Genomic DNA, 20,693 nt, shown 5'->3' on the forward strand with positions numbered 1-20,693 from the left:
AAGGATTTGGTTATGAAGCTACTAAATTGGGCGAACTCGTTTTCTCAACAGGTATGGGTGGTTATACTGAATCTTTAACAGACCCATCTTTTAAGGGAGAGATTTTAATGTCCACATACCCTTTAGAAGGTAATCATGGGGTAAGTGAGAAATGGTATCAATCTGATAGAATTCAGGTTGAAGGATTTGTTTGTCGTGAGGTTTGTCGTGAATTGTCTAATTTTGGACCTCAAAAGACTTTAGATGACTTTTTAAAAGAATTTAAAACTCCTGGTATTAGTGGAATTGATACAAGAGATTTAACTTTAAAAATTCGTGAAAGAGGTTCTCTTAAAGCAGCTATCACAACTGAAGATATTGCTGATGATAAATTGGTTGAAATGGCAAAATCACAACCTAGTATTGAAGATAAGGATGTTGTGCCTTTAGTTTCAACAAAAGAAATTAAAGTTTTCAATGAAGATGCCGATAAAAAAGTTGCATTAATTGACTGTGGTGTTAAAAAGAATATTATAAACTCATTTTTAGAAAGGGATATTGGAATTGTTTTATTCCCATATGATACTGATTATAAAACTGTTTTGGATTACTCTCCTTCTGGATTGATGATTACATCCGGACCGGGAAATCCTGATAGAGTATCTGAAACAATTGCAACCATGAAAAAATTATCAAATAGATTACCGATATTTGGTATTTGTATGGGTCAGCAATTAATTGCAAAATCATTTGGTGCTAAATCATATAAAATGAAATTCGGTCACCGTGGTGAAAACCAGCCGGTTAAGGATTTGGCAACTGGAAAAGTATTCATCACTTCTCAAAATCATGGGTTTACAATTGATAAAGAATCACTAAAAGACACTGATTTGGAATTAACTCAAATTAACTTAAATGATGGAACGCCAGAAGGTATTTCCCATAAAGAATTACCTATGCTTTGTATACAGTACCATCCTGAAGCAGGACCTGGTCCAAATGATACAAGATATATTTTTGACGAATTCAATCAAATGATGGATGATTATTAGGGGGATTACATATGCCAGTAGATAAAGATATTAAAAAAGTTTTAATTATTGGTTCTGGACCTATTCAAATTGGACAAGCTGCAGAATTTGATTATTCAGGATCACAAGCATGTAAATCACTAAGGGAAGAAGGTATAGAAACAGTACTTGTTAATAGTAATCCAGCTACTATCCAAACTGATATTGATATGGCAGATACTGTTTATACAGAACCATTAACTCCGGAAATTGTTGCTAAGATTATCAAAGAAGAAGAAATAGATGCTATTTTACCAACCATGGGTGGACAAACCGGATTAAATATAGCAACAGGACTTGGAGATTTAGGATTATTGGAAGGCATTAAAGTTTTAGGTTCTGATGTCCAAACCATTAAGGATGTAGAAGACCGTGACTTATTTGCAAACCTCATGGATGAAATTGGAGAAGAAATCCCAAAATGTCATGCTGTTGAAAGTGTGGATGATGCACTTAAGGCGGTAGAAGATATTGGTTATCCTGTTATTGTAAGGCCAGCATTCACATTAGGTGGAACTGGTGGAGGAATTGCTCATAATAAAGAAGAATTAATTGAAATAGCTAATCACGGGTTGGATATGAGTTTCATTAATCAAGTTCTCATCGATGAATCTGTTCTTGGATGGAAAGAAATTGAATTTGAAGTAATGAGGGATAAAGAAGATACATGTATTATTGTATGTACAATGGAAAATATAGATCCAATGGGAATTCACACAGGAGACAGTGTCGTTGTTGCTCCAATTCAGAATTTATGTGATGAAACCATCCAGAAAATGCGTGATGCATCTATTAAAATTATCAGGGCATTAGGTATTCGTGGAGGATGTAATATTCAGTTTGCTCTAAATCCAGAAACTGATGAATATAAAGTCATTGAAGTAAATCCTCGTGTATCAAGAAGTAGTGCACTCGCATCTAAAGCTACAGGTTATCCAATTGCTAAAGTATCTTCAAAAATAGCATTGGGAATGACTTTAGATGAAATTAGAAACGATATCACTAAAGAAACTCCTGCCTCATTTGAACCTGCTATTGATTATGTTGTATTAAAAATCCCAAGATGGCCATTTGATAAATTTAAAGGAATCAGCCGTCAAGTAGGAGTTCAGATGAAAGCTACTGGTGAGGTAATGGCTATTGGAAGAACTTTTGAAGAGGCATTCCAAAAAGCACTCAGGTCACTTGATATGGGCTTCGATGGTTTTGAATATGTTGATTATACTGAAGAAGATTTGGCCAATCCAACAGATTTAATTTATTTCCAGATTTATTCAGCTATTAAAGATGGCATGGATATAGATAAGATTAGAGAATTAACTAAAATTGATAATTTCTTCTTATACAAAATCAGAAACATCGTAAACTTTGAAAATGATGTTACTGCCGATAAATTAGATGATGAAGGATATTTAAGAAAAGCAAAACAGCTTGGTTTTTCCAATAAACGATTGGCTGACTTATCCGGTCAAACTGAAGAGTATATTAGAAATTTACTTTCAAGATATAATATTAAACAATCTTATAAAATGGTTGATACATGTGCAGCGGAATTTGAAGCTAAAACTCCTTATTACTACAGTAGTTATGATGTCGGTAATGAATTAACATCAACTACCAAGAAAAAAGTTGTAATTTTAGGTGCAGGACCAATTAGAATTGGTCAGGGTATTGAATTCGATTACTGCTGTGTACATTCATCACTTGCTCTAAAAGATGATGGAATAGAAACCATTCTTATTAATAACAACCCGGAAACTGTAAGTACTGATTATGACATTTCAGACAAGCTATTCTTCGAACCGATTACATTTGAAGATGTGATGGGTGTAATAGATCAGGAAAAACCTGACGGTGTTATCGTACAGTTTGGTGGTCAAACATCAATTAACTTGGCAGTACCTCTTGCAAATGCTGGAGTTAAAATTTTAGGAACTCCATATGAAAGTATTGATAGAGTTGAAGACAGAGAATTATTTGCTGAGTTATTAGAAAAATTACACATTCATCAAGCACCGTATGGAACTGCAAATTCATTTGAAGAAGCTCGTAAAATTGCAGAAGAAATCACATTCCCAGTATTGGTCCGTCCATCATATGTTATTGGTGGAAGAGCTATGGAAATTGTTTATGATAATAAGGAACTTGAAGAATATATGAAGGAGGCTGTAAAAGTATCTCCTGAACATCCAATTCTTGTTGATAAGTTCCTGGAAGATGCAATTGAATTAGATGTCGATATCTTATGTGATGGAGAGGACGTATTTATTGCAGGAATTATGGAACATATTGAAGAAGCAGGTGTTCATTCAGGAGACTCTGCTTGTGTAATTCCACCGCAGACTATTCCGGAACATATATTAAATACTATTCGTGAAAATTCAACCAAATTGGCATTGGAATTAGATGTTAAAGGTTTAATGAATATTCAATATGCTGTAAAGCTTGATGAGGAAATGGTTTATATTATTGAAGCAAACCCTCGTGCAAGTAGGACAGTTCCATTTGTAAGTAAAGCTATTGGCGTGCCATTGGCTAAAGTAGCTACTTGGATCATGGATGGTGCTAAACTCAAAGACTTTGATTTAACAAAAGAAATCAAAATAGATCATATTGCAGTAAAAGAATCTGTATTCCCATTCTTGAAACTGCCTGAATCTGATACAGTTTTAGGTCCGGAAATGAAATCTACTGGTGAAAGTATTGGTATAGATGAAACCTTCGGAATGGCTTTTTATAAATCACAACTTTCAGCAGGAATGGATTTACCAAAAGAAGGTAAAATATTTATTAGTGTAAAAGAGGATGACAAGAAGAAAATCAGACCTATTGCTGAAAAAGCTGCTAATTTAGGATTTGACCTTGTCGCAACGCCAGGTACTGCAGATTCAACAGGTCTTGACAGTGTTGAAAAAGTTAAAAAAGTATCTCAAGGTTCTCCTAATATTAAGGATGCAATTTTAGCAAAAGAAATTGATTTAATTATTAACACCTCTGAAGGCCAACAATCAGCTCAAGATGGTTATATAATCAGACGTTTAGCTATTGAATTAGGTATTCCTTATGTTACCACTTTGGCTGGTGCAAGAGCAGCACTTAATGCTATTGAAGCTGTTCAAAGTAATAAAATCAATGTTAAATCTTTAAATGAATACAATGGTGAAGAATAATTATTCTTCATTACTTCTATTTTTTTAATTTGAATTTAAATATTCTTTAATATTAATACCGCAGGAAGGACATTCTTCCTGGTTAATTTTTAATTTGCTTCTGCAGTTAGGACAATAATTTAGTTTAACAACATATTCTTTGGTTAAATCAAGTTTTTTATTCACTTCAATTCTTACTGTGATATTCTTTTTAAGTGCATTTTCGTCCCAATTGTTTCCCATAAGTATTTTTTTATAATAAAAGGCTTCGGTCATTGAAGCATAGTATCCAAAGATTTTTTCACCTTTTTGAATATAAAACCCTTTTTTCTTGTGGTCAAAAAGAATTTCACCTTCACGTTCATTTTTGTTTACTGTTATTCCTTTAATTCTTCCTTTTGATCTTTTTTCAGGAAATGGGGGTAATGTCATATTTTCGTATTTGTTTTCCAAATCGCACTCTACGAGTAAATCATAATCAAAATTACAATAAAATAAGGCATCTCTTTCATATAATGCGTCAGATAATTTTGTAAACTCCCCATAGTCTTTATTGTTGTATTTTATACGGTATACATCACCGCTTTTAACAATGTTTCTGTAAAAATATCTTATTTCCTGGGAGTTTATTTTAATCATCCTCATTAATTTTTTTGATGTAAATGTTAATTATGTTATTGGTGTTTAATATAGTTATGATGTTTTTTAAAAAATGGGTTTTGTAGAAATACATTTGTTTTGTTCAAAAAAATTTTAAAAATTCTATTTTTTTTCATTTGCTCTAATCAAGTTCATTAATGACACTTCCTTTGGTTTTGGGTAAAGTCCAAATCCATGTGTGGGGAAATGTTTAATTATAATCTTAAACATAATATATGTTAATCCAAGGTATGATTTAAAATGAGAATATCATTTAATTATCTTACGATATTCTTGAATATTTTTTGAATGGGTGTTTTGTTAATGAAAATCATGGGCATGGAAGTAAATTCCAAATCATTGTTGGTAATATTGCATCTTTTAGTCTTTGCAGACATTATATTTATTACGGCGGGTCTTCTTTTAACTCTTCCGAGGGACATTTCGTTTGATGTTATACTGTTTGATTTGGTTGTTTGTTCATTACTTCTAATAGAATGGGCAATTCACTTTTATAAAGCCCCTTCAAAAAAAGAGTTTTTAAAAGACAAGGATAATATCGTGACATTTATTGCGTGCATACCAATTGAGGCATTGCTGCCGGTGATTATTCCTGGTGCTAATCTTTTGAGAGTTATAATGGTTTTAAAATTCCTGAGGATATTAATCTTATATAAAAAATTCTTCAATGGCTTTAAAAAATTCATTAAAAAGACAAATTTGGATAAGATTATCGGAGGATTATTCTTTACTGTAATAGTATTCACAATATTGTATATACTATTTGGTTCTTCAAGTAATTTATTTGAAAGCTTTTATTTTGTAATTGTTACGTTAACAACTGTAGGATATGGGGATATAGTTCCAAAAACGTTCAACGATAAGGTAATAACTATCTTATTGGTTATTGTGGGAATATTTATAGTTTCCACCATTACGGCGGCATTGTCTTCATACCTTACGGACCGTTTAATAGGCAGTGATGAGAGTGAAATGGTGGAAGACTTTAAAAGCATAGTTGAAGAGAACTCACAGGAGGTTATGGGCGAGCTGAAAGCTGTCCGTGAAGAAAATAAAAGATTACAGGATGAAATCAACGAATTAAAAGAATTAATTGACAAAAATTAAATTTAAAAATTGGATAATAAAAACAAATTAATCATCATTATTCTTTTGGATTAACTCTTCCAAGTTATCAATTTTTTTATCTATATCATCAATTTTTTTATCTAGCTCATCAATTTTATCATGTACCTCTCTATTTTTTACATCATGGTGTTTTTTTAGGATTGCGGCGGTAAGGGTTGCGGTACCTACACCTGACAATATATAACCTCCCCAAACCAAAAATATTGAGTTGATTTTTCCAATGGCGGTTGATCCTAAAACGGCATATCCGTTACTTGTAAATGCATTTGAAACCATAACTAGTGCATTTAAAGGATTAACACCTTCTGCAAGTTGGGTTATAAAAAAACTGACAAATATTATTGAAAACAATAAGATTATGGCTATTCCCAAACCGTTTGACTCAGTATATTCCCTGAACTTGTCATAATATATTTTTATAAAGTAAATGAATACTGGGACGTGAATTAAAGCTATATATCCCACCAGGCTTTTGCCAAATAGGAAATATGTCAGGGAACCGTATGGAATCAACAATATTAATAAAATTCTATTTTTCCAGGAGTTCTTGTCCAGTTTGGTTGCAACATATAGGGAAATGAGGATATCGAATATTACAAAAGAAAGCAGGTCCTTTCCAATATAAACCAAATTATATAAAACGCTTATGAACAGCAGAGCCATCATTATCAGGAAAGACATTTGTCTTAATGAATGGAGTTCCTCTTCTGGTAAATATTCTTTTGGATTTAATAATTTGTAGGATGAATTTTCGAGCTTATTAAAAATAAATCTACAAACAATCATTAAAACTAAAAAAACAATTATTTCCACAACAAATTCTAAAATGGTTAGATAGTCTATTTGCATTTTTTCCCCTTAATATTATTTTGAAAAAGGTTATATTAATATTTAGGTTTTAAGATGTCTTTTATGTCAAGCACGGGGGTTCCATTCAACATGTCAACCCCATTAAACTTAATGATGTTACCGTTTATTTCTTTTATCTTAATGGTGGATACGCCAATGGGATTTGGCCTATTTGGGGCATGAGTTGAAAATAATCCTTTTAACGGACCGTTTCCCATAAACGGAACAGTCTGTTCAAATCCTTTTGATTTGTGGAAGTAGAATAGAACCATATACTCTTCTCCAACCTCCATACTGGACATGCTTTCAAGGTATTCTTCATTGATAATCATTTCCGCTTCTACATCGCCGGATTCTCTGGTGGATTTTGGCATATTCTTAATATCCTCATATGGTGACTTAATATATCCGATTGGTTTAAAAATTATTTCTTCACACATAAATTCATCTCTAGTTATTAATCCAATAGTTTATGCTAATCTCGTAGTTTCAAAATGCCTTTCTTGCTAACTATCCTGTCAATTCCTGAGTTCTTTATCATTCTAAAGCATATTGGACAGGGTTCAGCATTTTCTATTTCCACCCAATTTCCCTCATTGGACATTTCTCCAGCCAGATAAATGGTTGATCCGAGCATTTCATTCCTGCTTGCACTTATCATTGCATTTTGTTCGGCATGAACTGAAAAACAATCATTGTAGTTCCCTGAATTTGATGGAAGATTCATTCTTTTACAGTTTCCTCTATCACAGCAGTTGTCTTCCCCTCTAGGATTTCCATTATATCCTGTACTGACTATTTCATCGTTGTTGACTATTACAGCCCCATAACGTCTTTTTAAACATGTGCTTCTTTTTGATACAGCAAGAGCGATTGCAAGATAATATTCATTTTTACTCATACGTTTTGCATTATTTTCATTCATTGATTTTTCATCTACCATATCTCTCATCCCATTTTCCTTAAAAATAATTATCTAAAAATTATATCTTATAATTTTTGATATGACTATTCATAAAATTTAAATATTTTCAATTAAAAACTTTTTTTTAATGTTTACTATAACCAATGGAATTATTTTAAGAGGATTAAATCTGGAACCTATTAAATCAAATATCACTATCGATGATGGTATTATTATAGATATTTCCAAAGATGCCAATGAAGGTAAAATAATAGATGCTGACGGTGCCATTATCGCTCCCAGTTTTTTAAATGGACATACTCATATTGGAGATTCTATTATTAAGGATGAGGGTTATGGTCTTTCATTGGGGGAAATGGTCAAACCGCCTAATGGCGTTAAACATCGTGCTTTAGCATCAGCTGAGGATGAAGATATTATTGAAGCAATGAAATCATCCATGTGGGAAATGCTCGAATCAGGAACCACTCATTTCATTGATTATAGGGAAGGTGGTATTAAAGGAGTAAAACTTCTTAAAAAAGCCTCAAAAGATATTCCAATCACGCCGATAATTCTTGGTCGTGACGATAGTTTTTATGGTGATGATCCTGATTTATCAAAAGTAAAATCTCAAATTAGAAAACTTCTCAAGGTGGCTGATGGTATTGCTCCAAGCGGTTTTGGTGAAATTACGGATGAAGTTGCAATGTTAATCGTTGATGAATGTAGAAAAGCAGATAAAATTTCATCAATTCATGTTGCAGAATCCGAATCTACACAATTGGAATCATTGGAGAAATGCGGTAAAACTGAAATTGAAAGGGGAATCAGTTCTAATTTTGACCAGCTGGTTCATTGTACCAATCCTAAAAATAATGATCTGGATTTAATTAAAAATTCAAATGCAAATATTGTTGTCTGTCCAAGAGCTAATGCAACATTGAATGTTGGTGTTGTTCCATTGAATGAAATGTCAAACATGGGTATTAATCCGATTTTGGGAACTGATAATTTAATGCTCAATAGTCCTAACATGTTTAGGGAATTGGAATTTACACTTAAGATAATGTCAGTTAAATACAATAATTATTTAAATCCTTGTAAGCTCTTAAAAATGGCAACAACTAATTCCTGTAATTATATTTTTTCAAAATCTTTCATTGATGTAGGTCAGGTTGCCCAGTTAAATCTCATAAAACATTTTTCCAAAAATTATTATTTATCTATAATAAATCGTTCAGAAACAAAAAATATATTATATACTATTAATAGAAATTATACTAATAGTATATTACAGGACATATAATAATATATTATTGGAGTTGTAAATATGTACAAAAAGATTTTAGTGCCAACAGATGGTTCAGATTTTGCAAAAAAAGCTCAATTGCATGCTTTATTCTTAGCCAAGGTTAGTGGTGCTGAGATTGTTGCATTAAGCGTATCTGAAAATCACTTTATTAATGGAATTTCTGCAACTGATGAAGTGGAGCAATTAAATCAGATATTAACAGATCGCTGTAAAAAAGATCTTGAAGAATTCGAGGTTATGAATGAAGATGGGATAAAAATATCTTCAGTTATTAAGGAAGGTACTCCTGCAAAAGCTATATTGGATGTAGCTTCTGAAGAGGACATTGATTTGATTGTAATTGGAAGTTCCGGTAAATCTGGTTTTGATAGATTTATTTTAGGTAGTGTTAGTGACAAGGTCGTCAATGCTGCTAAATGTCCAGTTTTAGTTGTACATTAATGATTATAATTTTTTTCACAAAGAATACATAAGGTGTTTTTAATGTTAGTAAAAAGAGTAATGTCTAAAAAGGTTGTTAGTGTTTCCGTTCCAGGGAGCAGGGAAAAAGTTTTAGACTTGATGAGAAAAGAAAATAAAGCAGTTCTTCCTGTAGTTAAAGAAGATAATAATAAATTAGTTGGTGTTGTTACTCGTTCAGATTTAATTAATAATCCTGATGAAGAACAAATAGCAATGTTGATGAGTAGAAATCTTATTATTGCAAGTCCTGATGAAGTTGTTGAAGACGTTGCAGAAAGAATGATTGAAAATGATGTTAGAAGAGTTCCTGTTGTAAACGATGATGGTGAATTAGTTGGAATCATAACCTCATTTGATATCGTATCACAAGCTTTAACTAAAATCGATGTTGACGATGCAGTTGAAAATTATATGATTACTACAGTCCCTACTACTTGGGAAAATACTCCTTTAAATGTTGCTTTTGAATCAATGAAACAATTCGGTCTCAAATCTATTTTAGCATTAGATGATGATGCACAATTATCTGGAATTTTAACTGAAACTGATTTCATTGCTGAAAGTGAAATTATTTCTGAAAGAAGTGAACACAGTTCCACAGTAGGTACTGAAGGAGACAAATGGTCCTGGGATAGTACTTCTGTTTTATACATTGAAAAAAATCATTTAAAGTTTACTGATAAAGTTGTAAGTGATGTTGCTATCGGCAATGTTGAAGTAGCTAATTCAAAAACTAAAGTTTCTGATTGTGCTAAAAAAATGAAAACATTGAATATTGAACAGATTCCAGTTATTGGTGTTGAAGGGGATTTAGTCGGTATTGTCAGAGCTAGTGACTTAATTAAAGCTTTAGTCAAATAATTGTGATATAATGGCAGTTAGTCCAGTTTTGGTCATTAAAATTGTTGACGACAGTTCTGTAGGTGTAAGGGCTAGATGGAGAGATGAATATGTTGAACATCATATTGTATTGAACTCTGTTCTTGCATATTGGTGGGCAAATGACTTACCTCCAGTTAAAAAGTTCTTGGAACTATTTGAATCTGTTATCAAAAGGACTATTAATGAACTAACTCCTCATAAAACTTTAAGATTAAAATATGATGTAAAAATGGATGATGCGTTAGATAAAGCATCTGAAATAGAAATCAATTTGATTGAAGTTGAAGCAGATGACATAGGATTTAAAATTGAAGGTAAGACCTTGGTTCTGAAAGGTCTTAGAAAATCTGTTGTCGATGAAGAAGAAAAAAAACCATTTTCTACAACTTATGTTAGAGTTATGGAAACTCCAGACATCGTTTTGAAAAAATATAGGGAAATGAAAGACAAGTAATTAAACGTTTCTTCTTATTTGAGGTAAAATATCCATAAACTCAAATAATGCTTCATCATATTTTTTAAAATCATGTCCTTCAATAAGGCCATTATTATTTATCACTATTTTTTCCAATTCTATTTTTTCTGAATTTTCAAAAAGAATATTTTTTGTCAATTTATTTTTTGTATTTTCAAGGTTTATTGTAAACGGTAATTGGTATTGGAATTTGTTATTTTCATAGTCCAAAACTATGTCTTCATCATCATCAAGTGGTGATAAATTTAAACAAACTTTTTTATATCCTATTGATTTTAATTGGTCATTAATTTTATTAAATGAATTCTCATTGATAATTTTGAAATAATCATCTACTTCACATATACTGATTTCATTAAAATCCCTAACTTTTACCAATTCACAGCCACTTATGTTTGAAAGTATTTTCTCACTTTCTTTAATTTTTTCAATTTTGTCTTTGGTGACTGGGGTATTGGTTGGAATTCTTGTTGCAAGGCATGTTGTTGATCTTGAATACTCGATATTATTTTTATTCAGATACTCGTGAATTTCCTTTGAAGTTAATTTCGCATCTATTAATGGTGTATTGAAGTTCATTTTATATGTAATTAGAATGCCTGGTCTGTCAATTACCAAATCGCTGATGTTATTTCCATCGCAAATGAAATCAAAGCCTTTATCTATTGCACATTCTTTAATTTTGTGATACATTAAGTTTCTGCATGAATGGCATCTGCTAGGCTGATTCTTTAAGAATTCTTCATCTTCATAAAAGTTAATGTCTATAATGTGATGTTCAATATTGAATTTTTTTGCTACATTTCGCGTATGTTTGATGAAGTTGTCAGGAAACAGGTGATTGTCAATTGTTATTGCTAAAACATCACTGCTAACCTTTGATGCAAGATAAGCTATTAATGTACTGTCCGCACCTCCGGAAAAACCTATAACTACTTTTTTATCTTTCAAAATGTCTTTAACGATTTCAATTTTATCTTCTAATTTCATTTTATCATATCTTTAATGTAGGTTACCAGTTCTTTGGCATCTTCTTTTTTAATATCTACTGAAGTTCGGATAAAATTAATTAGTTCGCCTTTAGTTTCATCATCTAAATCAGATTCATTTAATGTTTGTGAGTAGTTTCTTTTGGGATAAAAAGTAGATTTTGCAATTCTAATCAGTTCATCTTTCTGATTTTGTGTGATAATGTTTTCACTTACTGCATTGGTAAAAACATAGTCCATATTAATTAATGGTTCGGACAATGCTTCCAGACTTTCGCTGTCGAGCATAACTGCAACATCATCGTCTGATGCAACTTTTCCAGTTGCATATTGCTCATATACATAACCGATACCAATCATTCCTAAGCTGTCGAGTTCAGATGCCCTTAAAGCACCCATGCTGGATGAACCGACAACAGTTATGCCCTTATCGATCACATTTAAAATTTCTTTATGGCCAACTGAGGAATTCTGGTGAAATACTCCGTCGATTATGCCAATTATGTCAGGATTTTCTTTTAACGCGAGACCTAAATCTCCTCTTTTGATGGGTCTTTCATAGATTACTTCAACATCATCATGTGAATCCAGGATTTCTCTTGCCTCATCAAACGGCAGGGATAAACCAGTATAAATTATAACTTTAACCATAATATCATACTCTTAAAAATCTGTATCCTGCACGGCTCTGGTCAATAGAATATAACTCCATTGTTGGAATGATGACCCTTACAACACTGACATTAAGTTCAGGACGTGTTAAATCATAGTATAATACATGTTCTATTTCATTTGCTTTCAATTCAGCTAAAACAATATCAATATCTTTTGTTATGGAATCTGTGCTTCTGTTTTCAATGTCACTTAGATTGATTTTTTCATCTTCGTCTTCAAAATAATGCTTGTTGATACGTTTCATACGCTCATAGCCTGCAGTTCTTGCAAAATCAGCTCGGACTGTATCTTCACGTGCGCCGTGTATCTGTGTTGCTCTGCTTTGAGCCACTTCAGTCAATGCTCTTAAGATTGCAACTTCGGGGTCTAAATGCGTACCAATTCCTAATGTTAAAAGTCCTGCATCTTTCAGAAGCGTATCATCTGCTGATGCAGCTATTGTTGGAACATTGATGTCAGCCGTCAAATCCATTAATTTGATATTGATTTCATTTTCACTAAATTTTGAAAGCGCATCATTAACAACATCACTTTCAATGCTGTTCAAGTCAATTTGCTTGGAATTCTTATGGGTCAGCTCAAAAATACTCCATGCATCCCTTTCAATAACTTCAAAAATACCATGCAGTATAGCCTCTTCCAGGCTGTTTCCGGAAGCAAGGCCATTGGTATTTGATTTGAATAGGCTTCGGACGGAATTATCATCTGCAGTGTATGGATGATAGATTGCATTGGAAGGGACATAATAATCTTCACCATTGATTAAATCACGGCAGCTGTTCCATTCAAGATTTAATGAATTGATATTTTCTTTTTTAAAGTCTTTAGGTAAGTTTAATGATTCAATATCGATAATATTTCCTTTACTGGAAATCTCAGATACTGTTCCAGTAACTGTATTTTCATCTTGCTTTTCAGCAGAATATCTCTCAAAACCTTCCATCATGGCGGATGCTTTTGCATGTTCAACACTTATTCCCTTACCACCATAAATACTAATTGCACCCTCCTGGGAAGTTGGCCTGATGGCTGAGAATACAGGAAGTCCAATTCTGTCCAGATGTGTGATTTCAGTAATGCGGGTAATACCTGCAATTTTGCATTTATCCTCATTATTTTCAATTGTCTCACTTGGAGGAATTATTCTGTGTGTCCCTTTAAAATATTTGATTTCTTTTGATGTCATTTTACAATCCCATAATCATTCTAATTATATTTTCAGCACCTATTGTCATGGATGCATATGTCATAATTCCTGCAATAGCAATAGTAATAATCCACACTATAACATTCCATCTTAATACTTTGGATCCATCTAGATTCCAAATAGGTATTAAGTTAAAAACAGCTAAATAACTGTTGGTTTGAAAACCTAAGCAACATGAGATGAATATAAATAGCATTGTACTATTATTATGTGCAGGAATGTAAATGGCTGCTCCTATAAGTAAAAATATTATTGCAAGAACAATATTAACAACAGGACCTGCAATAGAGATTATTCCATTTGTTTTATCATCCAAATAAGATCCTGCATAAGTATAAACTGCTCCTGGGGCTGCAAACACGAAACCGAAAAATGAGGATACTAAAGCAAAAATCAATCCTGCTGGCCATAATTTAAATTCAGCCCAATAACCATAATGCATTGAAGTGAATTTGTGGCCTAATTCGTGCAATATAAACCCTAAGCCTAATCCTATCATTGTAACTGGAAAAATGCTTTTTAGCATCTCTACATTTCTGCCAGAATATAAGATTGAAAAACTTAGAGAAATAAAAATAAATGCAATAATCAAATCTCTTAATTCACTTGTCGTTATTTTAAACATAGTGTTTAAATATCTAATTCTATATATAAAAGTTTTTTCTAAATATTTAATCATGGATTATAATAAACTTCATTTGGATAATATTTTAAAAGATATGGAAAAAGATAATAATCAGGCTTATCTGCTTACACAATTTACTAATATTGAATATATTTCTGATTATAAACCGACCAGTTTCGCTTTTTGCATAATAAAAGATAATCCAATCATATATGCTTCAAAGATGGATATGGAAATTGCAAACAGGGACTCTTCAATTGAAGTTAAGGAATATGAGAAATTTGAAACAATGATTTCAGAAATTAAAGAGGAAGGGATTAAAAATCTTGCTATCGAACCCAGTTTGGCTTACAGCACTTATGAAAAGTTTAAGGATGACTTTAAAATAGAATCAAAAACATATGTTGATAAGCAAAGGATGATAAAATCTCCTTCAGAAATTAAAAATATAGAAAAGGCTACTGAAATCGCACAGACGGCTTTTCGTCAATTGGATGTCTCTTCAAGAAGTGAAACTGAAGATGTTTTAGCTTTTGATTTGGTCAGATTGATGATAGAAAATGGGGCATCAAAAGAGTCATTCGATACGATTCTTGTCAGCGGATCTAATACAAGCCTTCCTCATGCAGTGCCTCAGCATAAAAAATTGGAAACGCCTATACTTGTTGATTGGGGAGCTAAATATAATGGTTATTGTTCTGATAATACAAGAACTATTGTTTATACAGAAAAAGAGCATGAAATTTTTGATATTGTTCGTGAATCTCATGATAAAGCCATTAAATCCATTAAACCGGGACTTAAATGCTGTGAAATAGATAATGTTTCAAGAGACATCATTAAAGAATATGGTTATGGCGATCAATTTATCCACTCAACAGGTCATAGTTTAGGTCTGGATATTCATGAAACTCCAGGATTTTCTTTTCGTGATGATACAATAATTGAAAAAGGTATGGTAATAACAGTGGAACCAGGAATTTATCTTGAAGAAGAATTTGGAGTTCGTCTGGAAGATACTGTAGTTATTGAAAATAATGCTAGAATTATCGGAGATTTACCATTAATTTAATAATATTATTGATATTTTAATTAATTATTAGTATTTTCTATTCTGATTCTATGTAATACTAATAATGTTTTTTTATATTTTTTTAAATTTATTTAAGCAAGAGATGTTCAATTAACTAATTTCATATGATGATTGTTTTTTTATCGAAACTTTTTTATTGAAAAATTATAAATATTTTATATATATTCAAATAATGGTGATTATATGGATTATAATAAAATACTTGGAATTATATTAATAATATTGGGAATAATTTTTATAGTTTACCCATTTTATAGTGCTGAAGCCGTATCCTGGATTGCAGCTATATGTTTAATATGCTTCGGTTTTGCTTCAATTATTAATGGATTTTCTGTATGGAGCATACTGGCTCATGTTTCAATAATTAATATAATATTGGGGATTCTTTCAATATTGTTAGGAATATTATTTATTTATAGAGTAGATGCATTATCTTTCTTTGTGGCATTTCAATTTTATTTAATTGCATTTGTAATGATATTTATGGGTATTTTTGGTATTATCTATGGACCTGAAATGATATCTAAACTCACATCATTATTAATTATCATTTTGGGCATAATATTTATCTACTTTGCTGGCGCTTCAATTGCACAGCCATTATATGCAGCTATTTTCGTTGGAATATGTCTAATTTTAGAAGGAATCGACTTCTTTATAATTGGTGGAATGGCAGGTAATTTAGAATAATTGGTGATTAATATGGATAAAGAGACAAAGAAACGTTTGGGCGAAATTAGGGAAGCTATGAAAAAATATGGCTTCGATAAGATTTTAGGTCAAACGGCAAAAAGTAAATTACGTCCTGGTGAGGATGAAGAGGTACATAATCTTTTATTGGATGATGATATTCCTGTAAAATTAAGATTAATGCTTCAGGATTTAGGAACTACATTTATTAAGTTAGGTCAGCTGTTAAGTACAAGGCCGGATGTGGTTGGGGATAAAATTGCAGATGAACTAGCCAACTTACAAGATGATAATCCCGCCATATCCTATGAGGAAATTAAGGCAATTGTTGAAAGGGAACTTAACGGTAACATTGATGAATTATTTAAAGATTTTTCACATGAACATTTAGCAACCGCATCTATTGGTCAAGTTCATGAAGCAACATTAATCACTGGTGAACATGTTGCTATTAAAATCCAAAAGGAAGGAATTACTGATAAAATAGACCTTGATATAAGGATAATGAAATATGTTGCCAATAAAGCGGATAAATGGAATGCGGATTTAAGAAAAATAAATCTACCGGGAGTAATGGAAGAATTTGATCGTTCAATTCACAAAGAGATAGATTATAATAATGAATTCATGAATATGCAACGTATTTCATTGAATTTTGCAGATAATCCAAATATTCATATTCCTACTACTTATCCAGAATACTGTACAGAAAAAGTTTTAACGATGGAATTCATAGCCGGAGCAAAATTAAATGAGGTATATGAAAGCACTGGAGATGAATATGATAAGAAATTCTTAGCAAAAAGTATTTTGGATTCATATCTTCAACAATTATTCATTGACGGATTTTTCCATGGGGACCCTCATCCAGGAAATATAATGATTTTAGAAGATAATATTGTATGTTATCTTGATTTAGGTATGATGGGTGTCTTTGATGAAGAATTTAAGAAAAACTTATCTGAACTAATGGTATTGTTCGTTGATCAGGATATTGACGGTTTGATAAATCAGTTAATGTACATGGATATCCTTGATTATGATATTGATACAAGAACTCTTAAACGGGACTTGAATGACCTGTTCGGCAGATACTTCGGTGTTGAATTAAATCGTTTCAATGGTGTTTTAGATGAGTTACTTAAACTCATGCAAGAATATGGTGTTATTCTTCCAAATGAGTTCGTTACTATGGCAAGAGGACTATCAATGATTGAAGCTATTGCACAAAATCTCGATCCTGAAATTGATGTTTTCGCATCAATCAAACCTGTTGCAAAGCATATTGCCCGGGAAAGATTGGATCCTAAGAAGTATTTAAAAAGCAAAAAAAGCAATTTCCTTTTGTATCAACATATGATTCACTCATTGCCTAAACTTCTTACAAGGATTATTCACAAGATTGACAATGAAGAATTTCAAGTTAAATTGGAAGTTGATATTACTGACAAGGTTTCAATAATTGCATTGATATCAGCACTTATCATTGGTTCTTCAGTTGTTACATTTGGACCAAGAGTATGGGACATGCCCGTAATTTCTGTAATTGGCTATATTATTGCTATAATTTTAAGTATTAAGGGTATTAGGAAATACGTATTTAAATAGATTTAAATTAAGAGGAATTTATCTTCCTCAACACTTATTTTTTTTTAAAAAACTTTATAAATTAACTTATTTTCATTTTTTTAAGAGTATATTCTTTTTTTATTTTTTTATATTAATTATTTTTATCGAATTAACTTTTTACAAAAAAATCAGAGATAAATCAAGAAAAGATTGTCTTAATTTTAGTTTTCATTTTTTCAAAATATTTATATATCATTAGTTATAAAATTATTAGTCGGAAGGAAAGTTCCTTCCGACTATATAGTCAATCAAATTCATTTAGTCAAAAGTGATGTGAAAAAATGTCAGTAAAAGATAAAAAATTGGACCAAATAATAAAGACCATAGAAGCAAATGATATTAAATTTTTGAAGTTACAGTTCTCAGATATACATGGATTGCCTAAAAGTATGGCAGTACCTCTTAAAAAAGCTGATGATGTTGAAGACATAGTAAATGATGGACTATTGTTTGACGGTTCATCAGTAGCTGGTTTAGCTTCAATTAATGATAGTGATTTACTTGCAAAACCGGATATTGATACATTTTCAATGATTCCATGGAGACCTGAATCAAAAGGTACCAGTAGATTTATATGTGATATTTTCACTACTGACGGAAAGGCATATGATGGAGATCCAAGGGGAGTACTTAAAAAATCATTACAGTTAGCAGAAAAAAGAGGATATCAATTTAATATGGGTCCAGAACCTGAATTCTTTATTATAACAAAGGATGAAAATGGAAATTACGTCCCTGCTGATGAAGCTGAATACTTTGATGTGGAACCTCTAGACCAAGGTACTGACATTAGAAGAGAAATCGTATTAGGTTTAGAAAAATTAGATTTCAATGTAGAAGTAAGTCACCACGAAGTGGCAGCAGGACAACATGAAGTCGATTTTAAATATGCAGATGCTTTAAAAACAGCTGATGCAGTTATTACATTTAAAGAAGCTGTTAAAGCTTTAGTCAATAATTTAGGATTTAAAGCTACATTCATGCCAAAACCATTCTTGGGAATTAACGGTAGTGGAATGCACTGTAATCAAAGTCTATTTAAAGACGGGAAAAACATCTTCTATGACCCTGATACTGAAACTCAAATATCACAGGAAGCATTATATTTCATTGGAGGATTATTGGAACATGCACCGGCTCTATCAGCAATTTTATCTCCAACAGTCAACTCATATAAACGTTTAGTGCCAGGTTATGAAGCACCATGTTACATTGCTTACGGTTTTAAAAACAGGTCAACCTTATTAAGAATTCCTGCATCTCGTGGATTAGGTACAAGAATCGAATGCAGATCCGCTGACCCATCATGTAACCCATACTTAGCATTTGCAGTATTGCTTGAAGCAGGTTTGTATGGTATGGATAATAAAATCGATCCTGGTGAACCAACTGAAGAAAACTTATTTGCATATTCTGAAGAAGAAATTCTCCAAAAAGGAATTGGCAACTTGCCTACCAGTTTATGGGAAGCATATCATGCATTAGAAGAAGATGATGTAGTTAAAGATGCTCTTGGAGAAAAAGTATTTAATCAGTTCTACAATATCAAAAGGGCTGAATGGGATTCTTACAGAATACAGGTATTCGATTATGAAAGAGATGAGTATTTAAATGTATAAATCTTTTTGTTTATCTCATTTGGTAGTCAGTTAAAAATTTGACTACCATCTAATTTAAATTTTTTTGGGAGGTTTCAAATCAAGAAATGATGAAATAAAACATATTAAAAATTTTAGAATTATTTTTTTAAGGCATATGGAGTAATTTTAGAATTATTGGTATTATATTAAGCATATAAGAAATTTTAAAACTGTAATTTTCATGATTATTAATTTTAAGGCATATGGTAATCTTGGATATTATTTATTAGGCATATGGTGAATTAAAACTAAAACATTAAATTAAAAATAAAATCAACTTAAGTTATTGGCTGGAATTTGTTTTTAACTTAAATGATGTGTATTCACCGATATTTTATTTGGAGGTAGAAAAATGTGTGGAATAGCAGGTGTAATATACAAAGATAAAAAATCTTACCCTGTAGGGGAAGCATTAACTTCAATGTTAGAATCATTACAACACAGAGGCCCAGATTCAGCAGGTTATGCAATCTACGGTAGTTTAGATTTTCCTGAAAATTATTATCAATTAAACATTGAAGTTAAAAGAAGAAAAGGTGTATTAGATAATTTAAAATCATTATTAACACAAATGAGTCCAATATTCGATGAGCAATTAATTGAGTCTGTAGGGGATTCAGATGTATATAAATGTAAAATAGCATTGGATAAGTTTTCTCTTTTAAAACCGTGCATAAACGAGATAGACGAACTGGAAAATGTACGTGTCATCAACGGTTCACATTCTTTTGAAATGATAAAGGATACAGGAAAAGTAAAAGACATTGCAGAACGATTTGATGTTAAAAGCAGGATGGGAACCCATGGAATAGGTCATACACGTTTTGCAACAGAAAGTGGTGTTGACCGCTATCATGCACATCCTTATCAAAGTTACATCATACCGGACATAACTGTTGTGCATAATGGACAAATCACTAATTACTGGAAAATAAGAGATCCGTTAGAGAGAAAAGGACACACTTTTGAATCATTCAATGATACAGAATGTATCGTTCATTATATGGCAGATAAACTTAATCAAGGCTATAAACTAGAAGAAGCTTTGGATCAGGCCGTTATTGATTTGGATGGTCCTTTCTCAATATTGGTAGGAACACCTAACGGTATTGGTATTGCAAAGGATAAACTTGGTCTTAGGCCGGGAGTAATGGTTGAAACTGATGAAATCTTTGCTGTGGCTTCAGAAGAAATGGCTTTGCATGATGTAGTTGATTCTGATCAAATAGAGCAAATAGCTCCTGGTGAAACAAGAGCTTACACTATATAACA

At 31.8% G+C, this 20,693-nt stretch carries 20 protein-coding genes; 12 read left to right on the top strand and 8 right to left on the bottom strand.

All coding sequences use genetic code 11. The annotated features are described in order from the left end of the window. Both carA and carB read left to right on the top strand, forming a co-directional pair. Positions 1 to 1,031: glutamine-hydrolyzing carbamoyl-phosphate synthase small subunit (gene carA, locus ACKI3Q_RS03490; protein WP_407414299.1), on the top strand; the 1,031-nt coding region annotated here is incomplete at its 5' end. A gap of 11 nt (positions 1,032 to 1,042) precedes the next feature. Beyond that, a complete protein-coding gene (gene carB, locus ACKI3Q_RS03495) occupies positions 1,043 to 4,219 on the top strand; it encodes a carbamoyl-phosphate synthase large subunit (protein WP_407414301.1) in 3,177 nt (1,058 codons plus the stop codon). 24 nt (positions 4,220 to 4,243) lie between these two features. Here the strand turns inward: carB and ACKI3Q_RS03500 are convergent, their stop codons facing one another. Then, the gene (locus ACKI3Q_RS03500; protein ID WP_407414303.1) at positions 4,244 to 4,837 is read right to left on the bottom strand and encodes a zinc ribbon domain-containing protein; all 594 of its coding nucleotides are present in this window, start codon (positions 4,835 to 4,837) and stop codon (positions 4,244 to 4,246) included. A gap of 324 nt (positions 4,838 to 5,161) precedes the next feature. Here ACKI3Q_RS03500 and ACKI3Q_RS03505 point away from each other — a divergent pair, with 324 nt between their 5' ends. Next, entirely contained in the window at positions 5,162 to 5,965 is an 804-nt protein-coding gene (locus ACKI3Q_RS03505) for an ion channel (protein WP_407414305.1), read from the top strand. Positions 5,966 to 5,992: 27 nt separating this feature from the next. Here the strand turns inward: ACKI3Q_RS03505 and ACKI3Q_RS03510 are convergent, their stop codons facing one another. The 3 genes from ACKI3Q_RS03510 to ACKI3Q_RS03520 are packed head-to-tail and all read right to left on the bottom strand — an operon-like array spanning position 5,993 to position 7,778. Further along, the gene (locus ACKI3Q_RS03510) at positions 5,993 to 6,835 is read right to left on the bottom strand and encodes a hypothetical protein (RefSeq protein ID WP_407414307.1); all 843 of its coding nucleotides are present in this window, start codon (positions 6,833 to 6,835) and stop codon (positions 5,993 to 5,995) included. Positions 6,836 to 6,870: 35 nt separating this feature from the next. Then, on the bottom strand, positions 6,871 to 7,275 hold the full coding sequence (tsaA, locus tag ACKI3Q_RS03515) for a tRNA (N6-threonylcarbamoyladenosine(37)-N6)-methyltransferase TrmO (RefSeq protein ID WP_407414309.1): 405 nt from the start codon (positions 7,273 to 7,275) through the stop codon (positions 6,871 to 6,873). Positions 7,276 to 7,310: 35 nt separating this feature from the next. Then, positions 7,311 to 7,778 carry a deoxycytidylate deaminase gene (locus ACKI3Q_RS03520; protein ID WP_407414311.1) on the bottom strand — a complete coding sequence of 156 codons (468 nt, stop codon included), beginning with the start codon at positions 7,776 to 7,778 and terminating at the stop codon, positions 7,311 to 7,313. A gap of 109 nt (positions 7,779 to 7,887) precedes the next feature. Here ACKI3Q_RS03520 and ACKI3Q_RS03525 point away from each other — a divergent pair, with 109 nt between their 5' ends. From ACKI3Q_RS03525 to ACKI3Q_RS03540, 4 genes are read left to right on the top strand one after another with little or no spacing between them, the layout of a single operon-like run. Next, positions 7,888 to 9,048 carry an amidohydrolase family protein gene (locus tag ACKI3Q_RS03525; RefSeq protein ID WP_407414313.1) on the top strand — a complete coding sequence of 387 codons (1,161 nt, stop codon included), beginning with the start codon at positions 7,888 to 7,890 and terminating at the stop codon, positions 9,046 to 9,048. Between the two features lie 24 nt (positions 9,049 to 9,072). Beyond that, positions 9,073 to 9,495, top strand: coding sequence for a universal stress protein (locus ACKI3Q_RS03530; protein WP_407414315.1), 423 nt, complete (start codon positions 9,073 to 9,075; stop codon positions 9,493 to 9,495). A gap of 42 nt (positions 9,496 to 9,537) precedes the next feature. Then, positions 9,538 to 10,377, top strand: a complete 840-nt coding sequence (locus ACKI3Q_RS03535) for a CBS domain-containing protein (protein WP_407414317.1) — start codon at positions 9,538 to 9,540, stop codon at positions 10,375 to 10,377. 10 nt (positions 10,378 to 10,387) lie between these two features. Continuing rightward, complete coding sequence (locus tag ACKI3Q_RS03540) at positions 10,388 to 10,852, top strand: hypothetical protein (RefSeq protein ID WP_407414319.1); 465 nt, start codon at positions 10,388 to 10,390, stop codon at positions 10,850 to 10,852. Here the strand turns inward: ACKI3Q_RS03540 and larE are convergent, their stop codons facing one another. The 4 genes from larE to ACKI3Q_RS03560 are packed head-to-tail and all read right to left on the bottom strand — an operon-like array spanning position 10,853 to position 14,369. Next, the gene (gene larE / locus ACKI3Q_RS03545; protein WP_407414321.1) at positions 10,853 to 11,863 is read right to left on the bottom strand and encodes an ATP-dependent sacrificial sulfur transferase LarE; all 1,011 of its coding nucleotides are present in this window, start codon (positions 11,861 to 11,863) and stop codon (positions 10,853 to 10,855) included. It lies immediately after the preceding gene. Further along, on the bottom strand, positions 11,860 to 12,513 hold the full coding sequence (locus tag ACKI3Q_RS03550) for a TfuA-related McrA-glycine thioamidation protein (RefSeq protein ID WP_407414323.1): 654 nt from the start codon (positions 12,511 to 12,513) through the stop codon (positions 11,860 to 11,862). Before ACKI3Q_RS03550 ends, larE begins: the two co-directional genes overlap by 4 nt. A 4-nt stretch (positions 12,514 to 12,517) precedes the next feature. Beyond that, positions 12,518 to 13,723: a YcaO-related McrA-glycine thioamidation protein gene (locus ACKI3Q_RS03555; RefSeq protein WP_407414325.1), complete on the bottom strand. Its 1,206-nt coding sequence runs from the start codon at positions 13,721 to 13,723 to the stop codon at positions 12,518 to 12,520. A 1-nt stretch (position 13,724) separates the two neighbouring features. Next, positions 13,725 to 14,369, bottom strand: a complete 645-nt coding sequence (locus tag ACKI3Q_RS03560) for a site-2 protease family protein (RefSeq protein WP_407414327.1) — start codon at positions 14,367 to 14,369, stop codon at positions 13,725 to 13,727. Between the two features lie 52 nt (positions 14,370 to 14,421). Between ACKI3Q_RS03560 and ACKI3Q_RS03565 the strand changes: the two genes are divergently transcribed. From ACKI3Q_RS03565 to ACKI3Q_RS03585, 5 genes are all read left to right on the top strand, one after another. Beyond that, positions 14,422 to 15,441: a M24 family metallopeptidase gene (locus tag ACKI3Q_RS03565; RefSeq protein ID WP_407414329.1), complete on the top strand. Its 1,020-nt coding sequence runs from the start codon at positions 14,422 to 14,424 to the stop codon at positions 15,439 to 15,441. A 204-nt stretch (positions 15,442 to 15,645) separates the two neighbouring features. Then, a complete protein-coding gene (locus tag ACKI3Q_RS03570) occupies positions 15,646 to 16,152 on the top strand; it encodes a DUF308 domain-containing protein (RefSeq protein WP_407414331.1) in 507 nt (168 codons plus the stop codon). A 12-nt stretch (positions 16,153 to 16,164) separates the two neighbouring features. Then, positions 16,165 to 17,760: an ABC1 kinase family protein gene (locus ACKI3Q_RS03575; RefSeq protein WP_407414333.1), complete on the top strand. Its 1,596-nt coding sequence runs from the start codon at positions 16,165 to 16,167 to the stop codon at positions 17,758 to 17,760. 302 nt (positions 17,761 to 18,062) lie between these two features. Further along, positions 18,063 to 19,400, top strand: coding sequence for a type I glutamate--ammonia ligase (gene glnA / locus ACKI3Q_RS03580; protein WP_407414335.1), 1,338 nt, complete (start codon positions 18,063 to 18,065; stop codon positions 19,398 to 19,400). Between the two features lie 373 nt (positions 19,401 to 19,773). Then, positions 19,774 to 20,691, top strand: coding sequence for a glutamine amidotransferase (locus ACKI3Q_RS03585; RefSeq protein WP_407414337.1), 918 nt, complete (start codon positions 19,774 to 19,776; stop codon positions 20,689 to 20,691). Positions 20,692 to 20,693: the final 2 nt, after the last annotated feature.

Origin of the sequence: Methanobrevibacter sp. (genome assembly GCF_045636185.1) — an archaeon.
GTDB lineage: Archaea > Methanobacteriota > Methanobacteria > Methanobacteriales > Methanobacteriaceae > Methanocatella.

What these genes read in the sequence shown, in the direction of transcription:
- carB (WP_407414301.1), top strand. Translation starts at nt 1,043, where the DNA reads ATGCCAGTAGATAAAGATATTAAAAAAGTTTTAATTATTGGTTCTGGA.
- ACKI3Q_RS03500 (WP_407414303.1), bottom strand. Translation starts at nt 4,837, where the DNA reads ATGATTAAAATAAACTCCCAGGAAATAAGATATTTTTACAGAAACATT.
- ACKI3Q_RS03505 (WP_407414305.1), top strand. Translation starts at nt 5,162, where the DNA reads ATGAAAATCATGGGCATGGAAGTAAATTCCAAATCATTGTTGGTAATA.
- ACKI3Q_RS03510 (WP_407414307.1), bottom strand. Translation starts at nt 6,835, where the DNA reads ATGCAAATAGACTATCTAACCATTTTAGAATTTGTTGTGGAAATAATT.
- tsaA (WP_407414309.1), bottom strand. Translation starts at nt 7,275, where the DNA reads ATGTGTGAAGAAATAATTTTTAAACCAATCGGATATATTAAGTCACCA.
- ACKI3Q_RS03520 (WP_407414311.1), bottom strand. Translation starts at nt 7,778, where the DNA reads ATGGTAGATGAAAAATCAATGAATGAAAATAATGCAAAACGTATGAGT.
- ACKI3Q_RS03525 (WP_407414313.1), top strand. Translation starts at nt 7,888, where the DNA reads ATGTTTACTATAACCAATGGAATTATTTTAAGAGGATTAAATCTGGAA.
- ACKI3Q_RS03530 (WP_407414315.1), top strand. Translation starts at nt 9,073, where the DNA reads ATGTACAAAAAGATTTTAGTGCCAACAGATGGTTCAGATTTTGCAAAA.
- ACKI3Q_RS03535 (WP_407414317.1), top strand. Translation starts at nt 9,538, where the DNA reads ATGTTAGTAAAAAGAGTAATGTCTAAAAAGGTTGTTAGTGTTTCCGTT.
- ACKI3Q_RS03540 (WP_407414319.1), top strand. Translation starts at nt 10,388, where the DNA reads ATGGCAGTTAGTCCAGTTTTGGTCATTAAAATTGTTGACGACAGTTCT.
- larE (WP_407414321.1), bottom strand. Translation starts at nt 11,863, where the DNA reads ATGAAATTAGAAGATAAAATTGAAATCGTTAAAGACATTTTGAAAGAT.
- ACKI3Q_RS03550 (WP_407414323.1), bottom strand. Translation starts at nt 12,513, where the DNA reads ATGGTTAAAGTTATAATTTATACTGGTTTATCCCTGCCGTTTGATGAG.
- ACKI3Q_RS03555 (WP_407414325.1), bottom strand. Translation starts at nt 13,723, where the DNA reads ATGACATCAAAAGAAATCAAATATTTTAAAGGGACACACAGAATAATT.
- ACKI3Q_RS03560 (WP_407414327.1), bottom strand. Translation starts at nt 14,369, where the DNA reads ATGTTTAAAATAACGACAAGTGAATTAAGAGATTTGATTATTGCATTT.
- ACKI3Q_RS03565 (WP_407414329.1), top strand. Translation starts at nt 14,422, where the DNA reads ATGGATTATAATAAACTTCATTTGGATAATATTTTAAAAGATATGGAA.
- ACKI3Q_RS03570 (WP_407414331.1), top strand. Translation starts at nt 15,646, where the DNA reads ATGGATTATAATAAAATACTTGGAATTATATTAATAATATTGGGAATA.
- ACKI3Q_RS03575 (WP_407414333.1), top strand. Translation starts at nt 16,165, where the DNA reads ATGGATAAAGAGACAAAGAAACGTTTGGGCGAAATTAGGGAAGCTATG.
- glnA (WP_407414335.1), top strand. Translation starts at nt 18,063, where the DNA reads ATGTCAGTAAAAGATAAAAAATTGGACCAAATAATAAAGACCATAGAA.
- ACKI3Q_RS03585 (WP_407414337.1), top strand. Translation starts at nt 19,774, where the DNA reads ATGTGTGGAATAGCAGGTGTAATATACAAAGATAAAAAATCTTACCCT.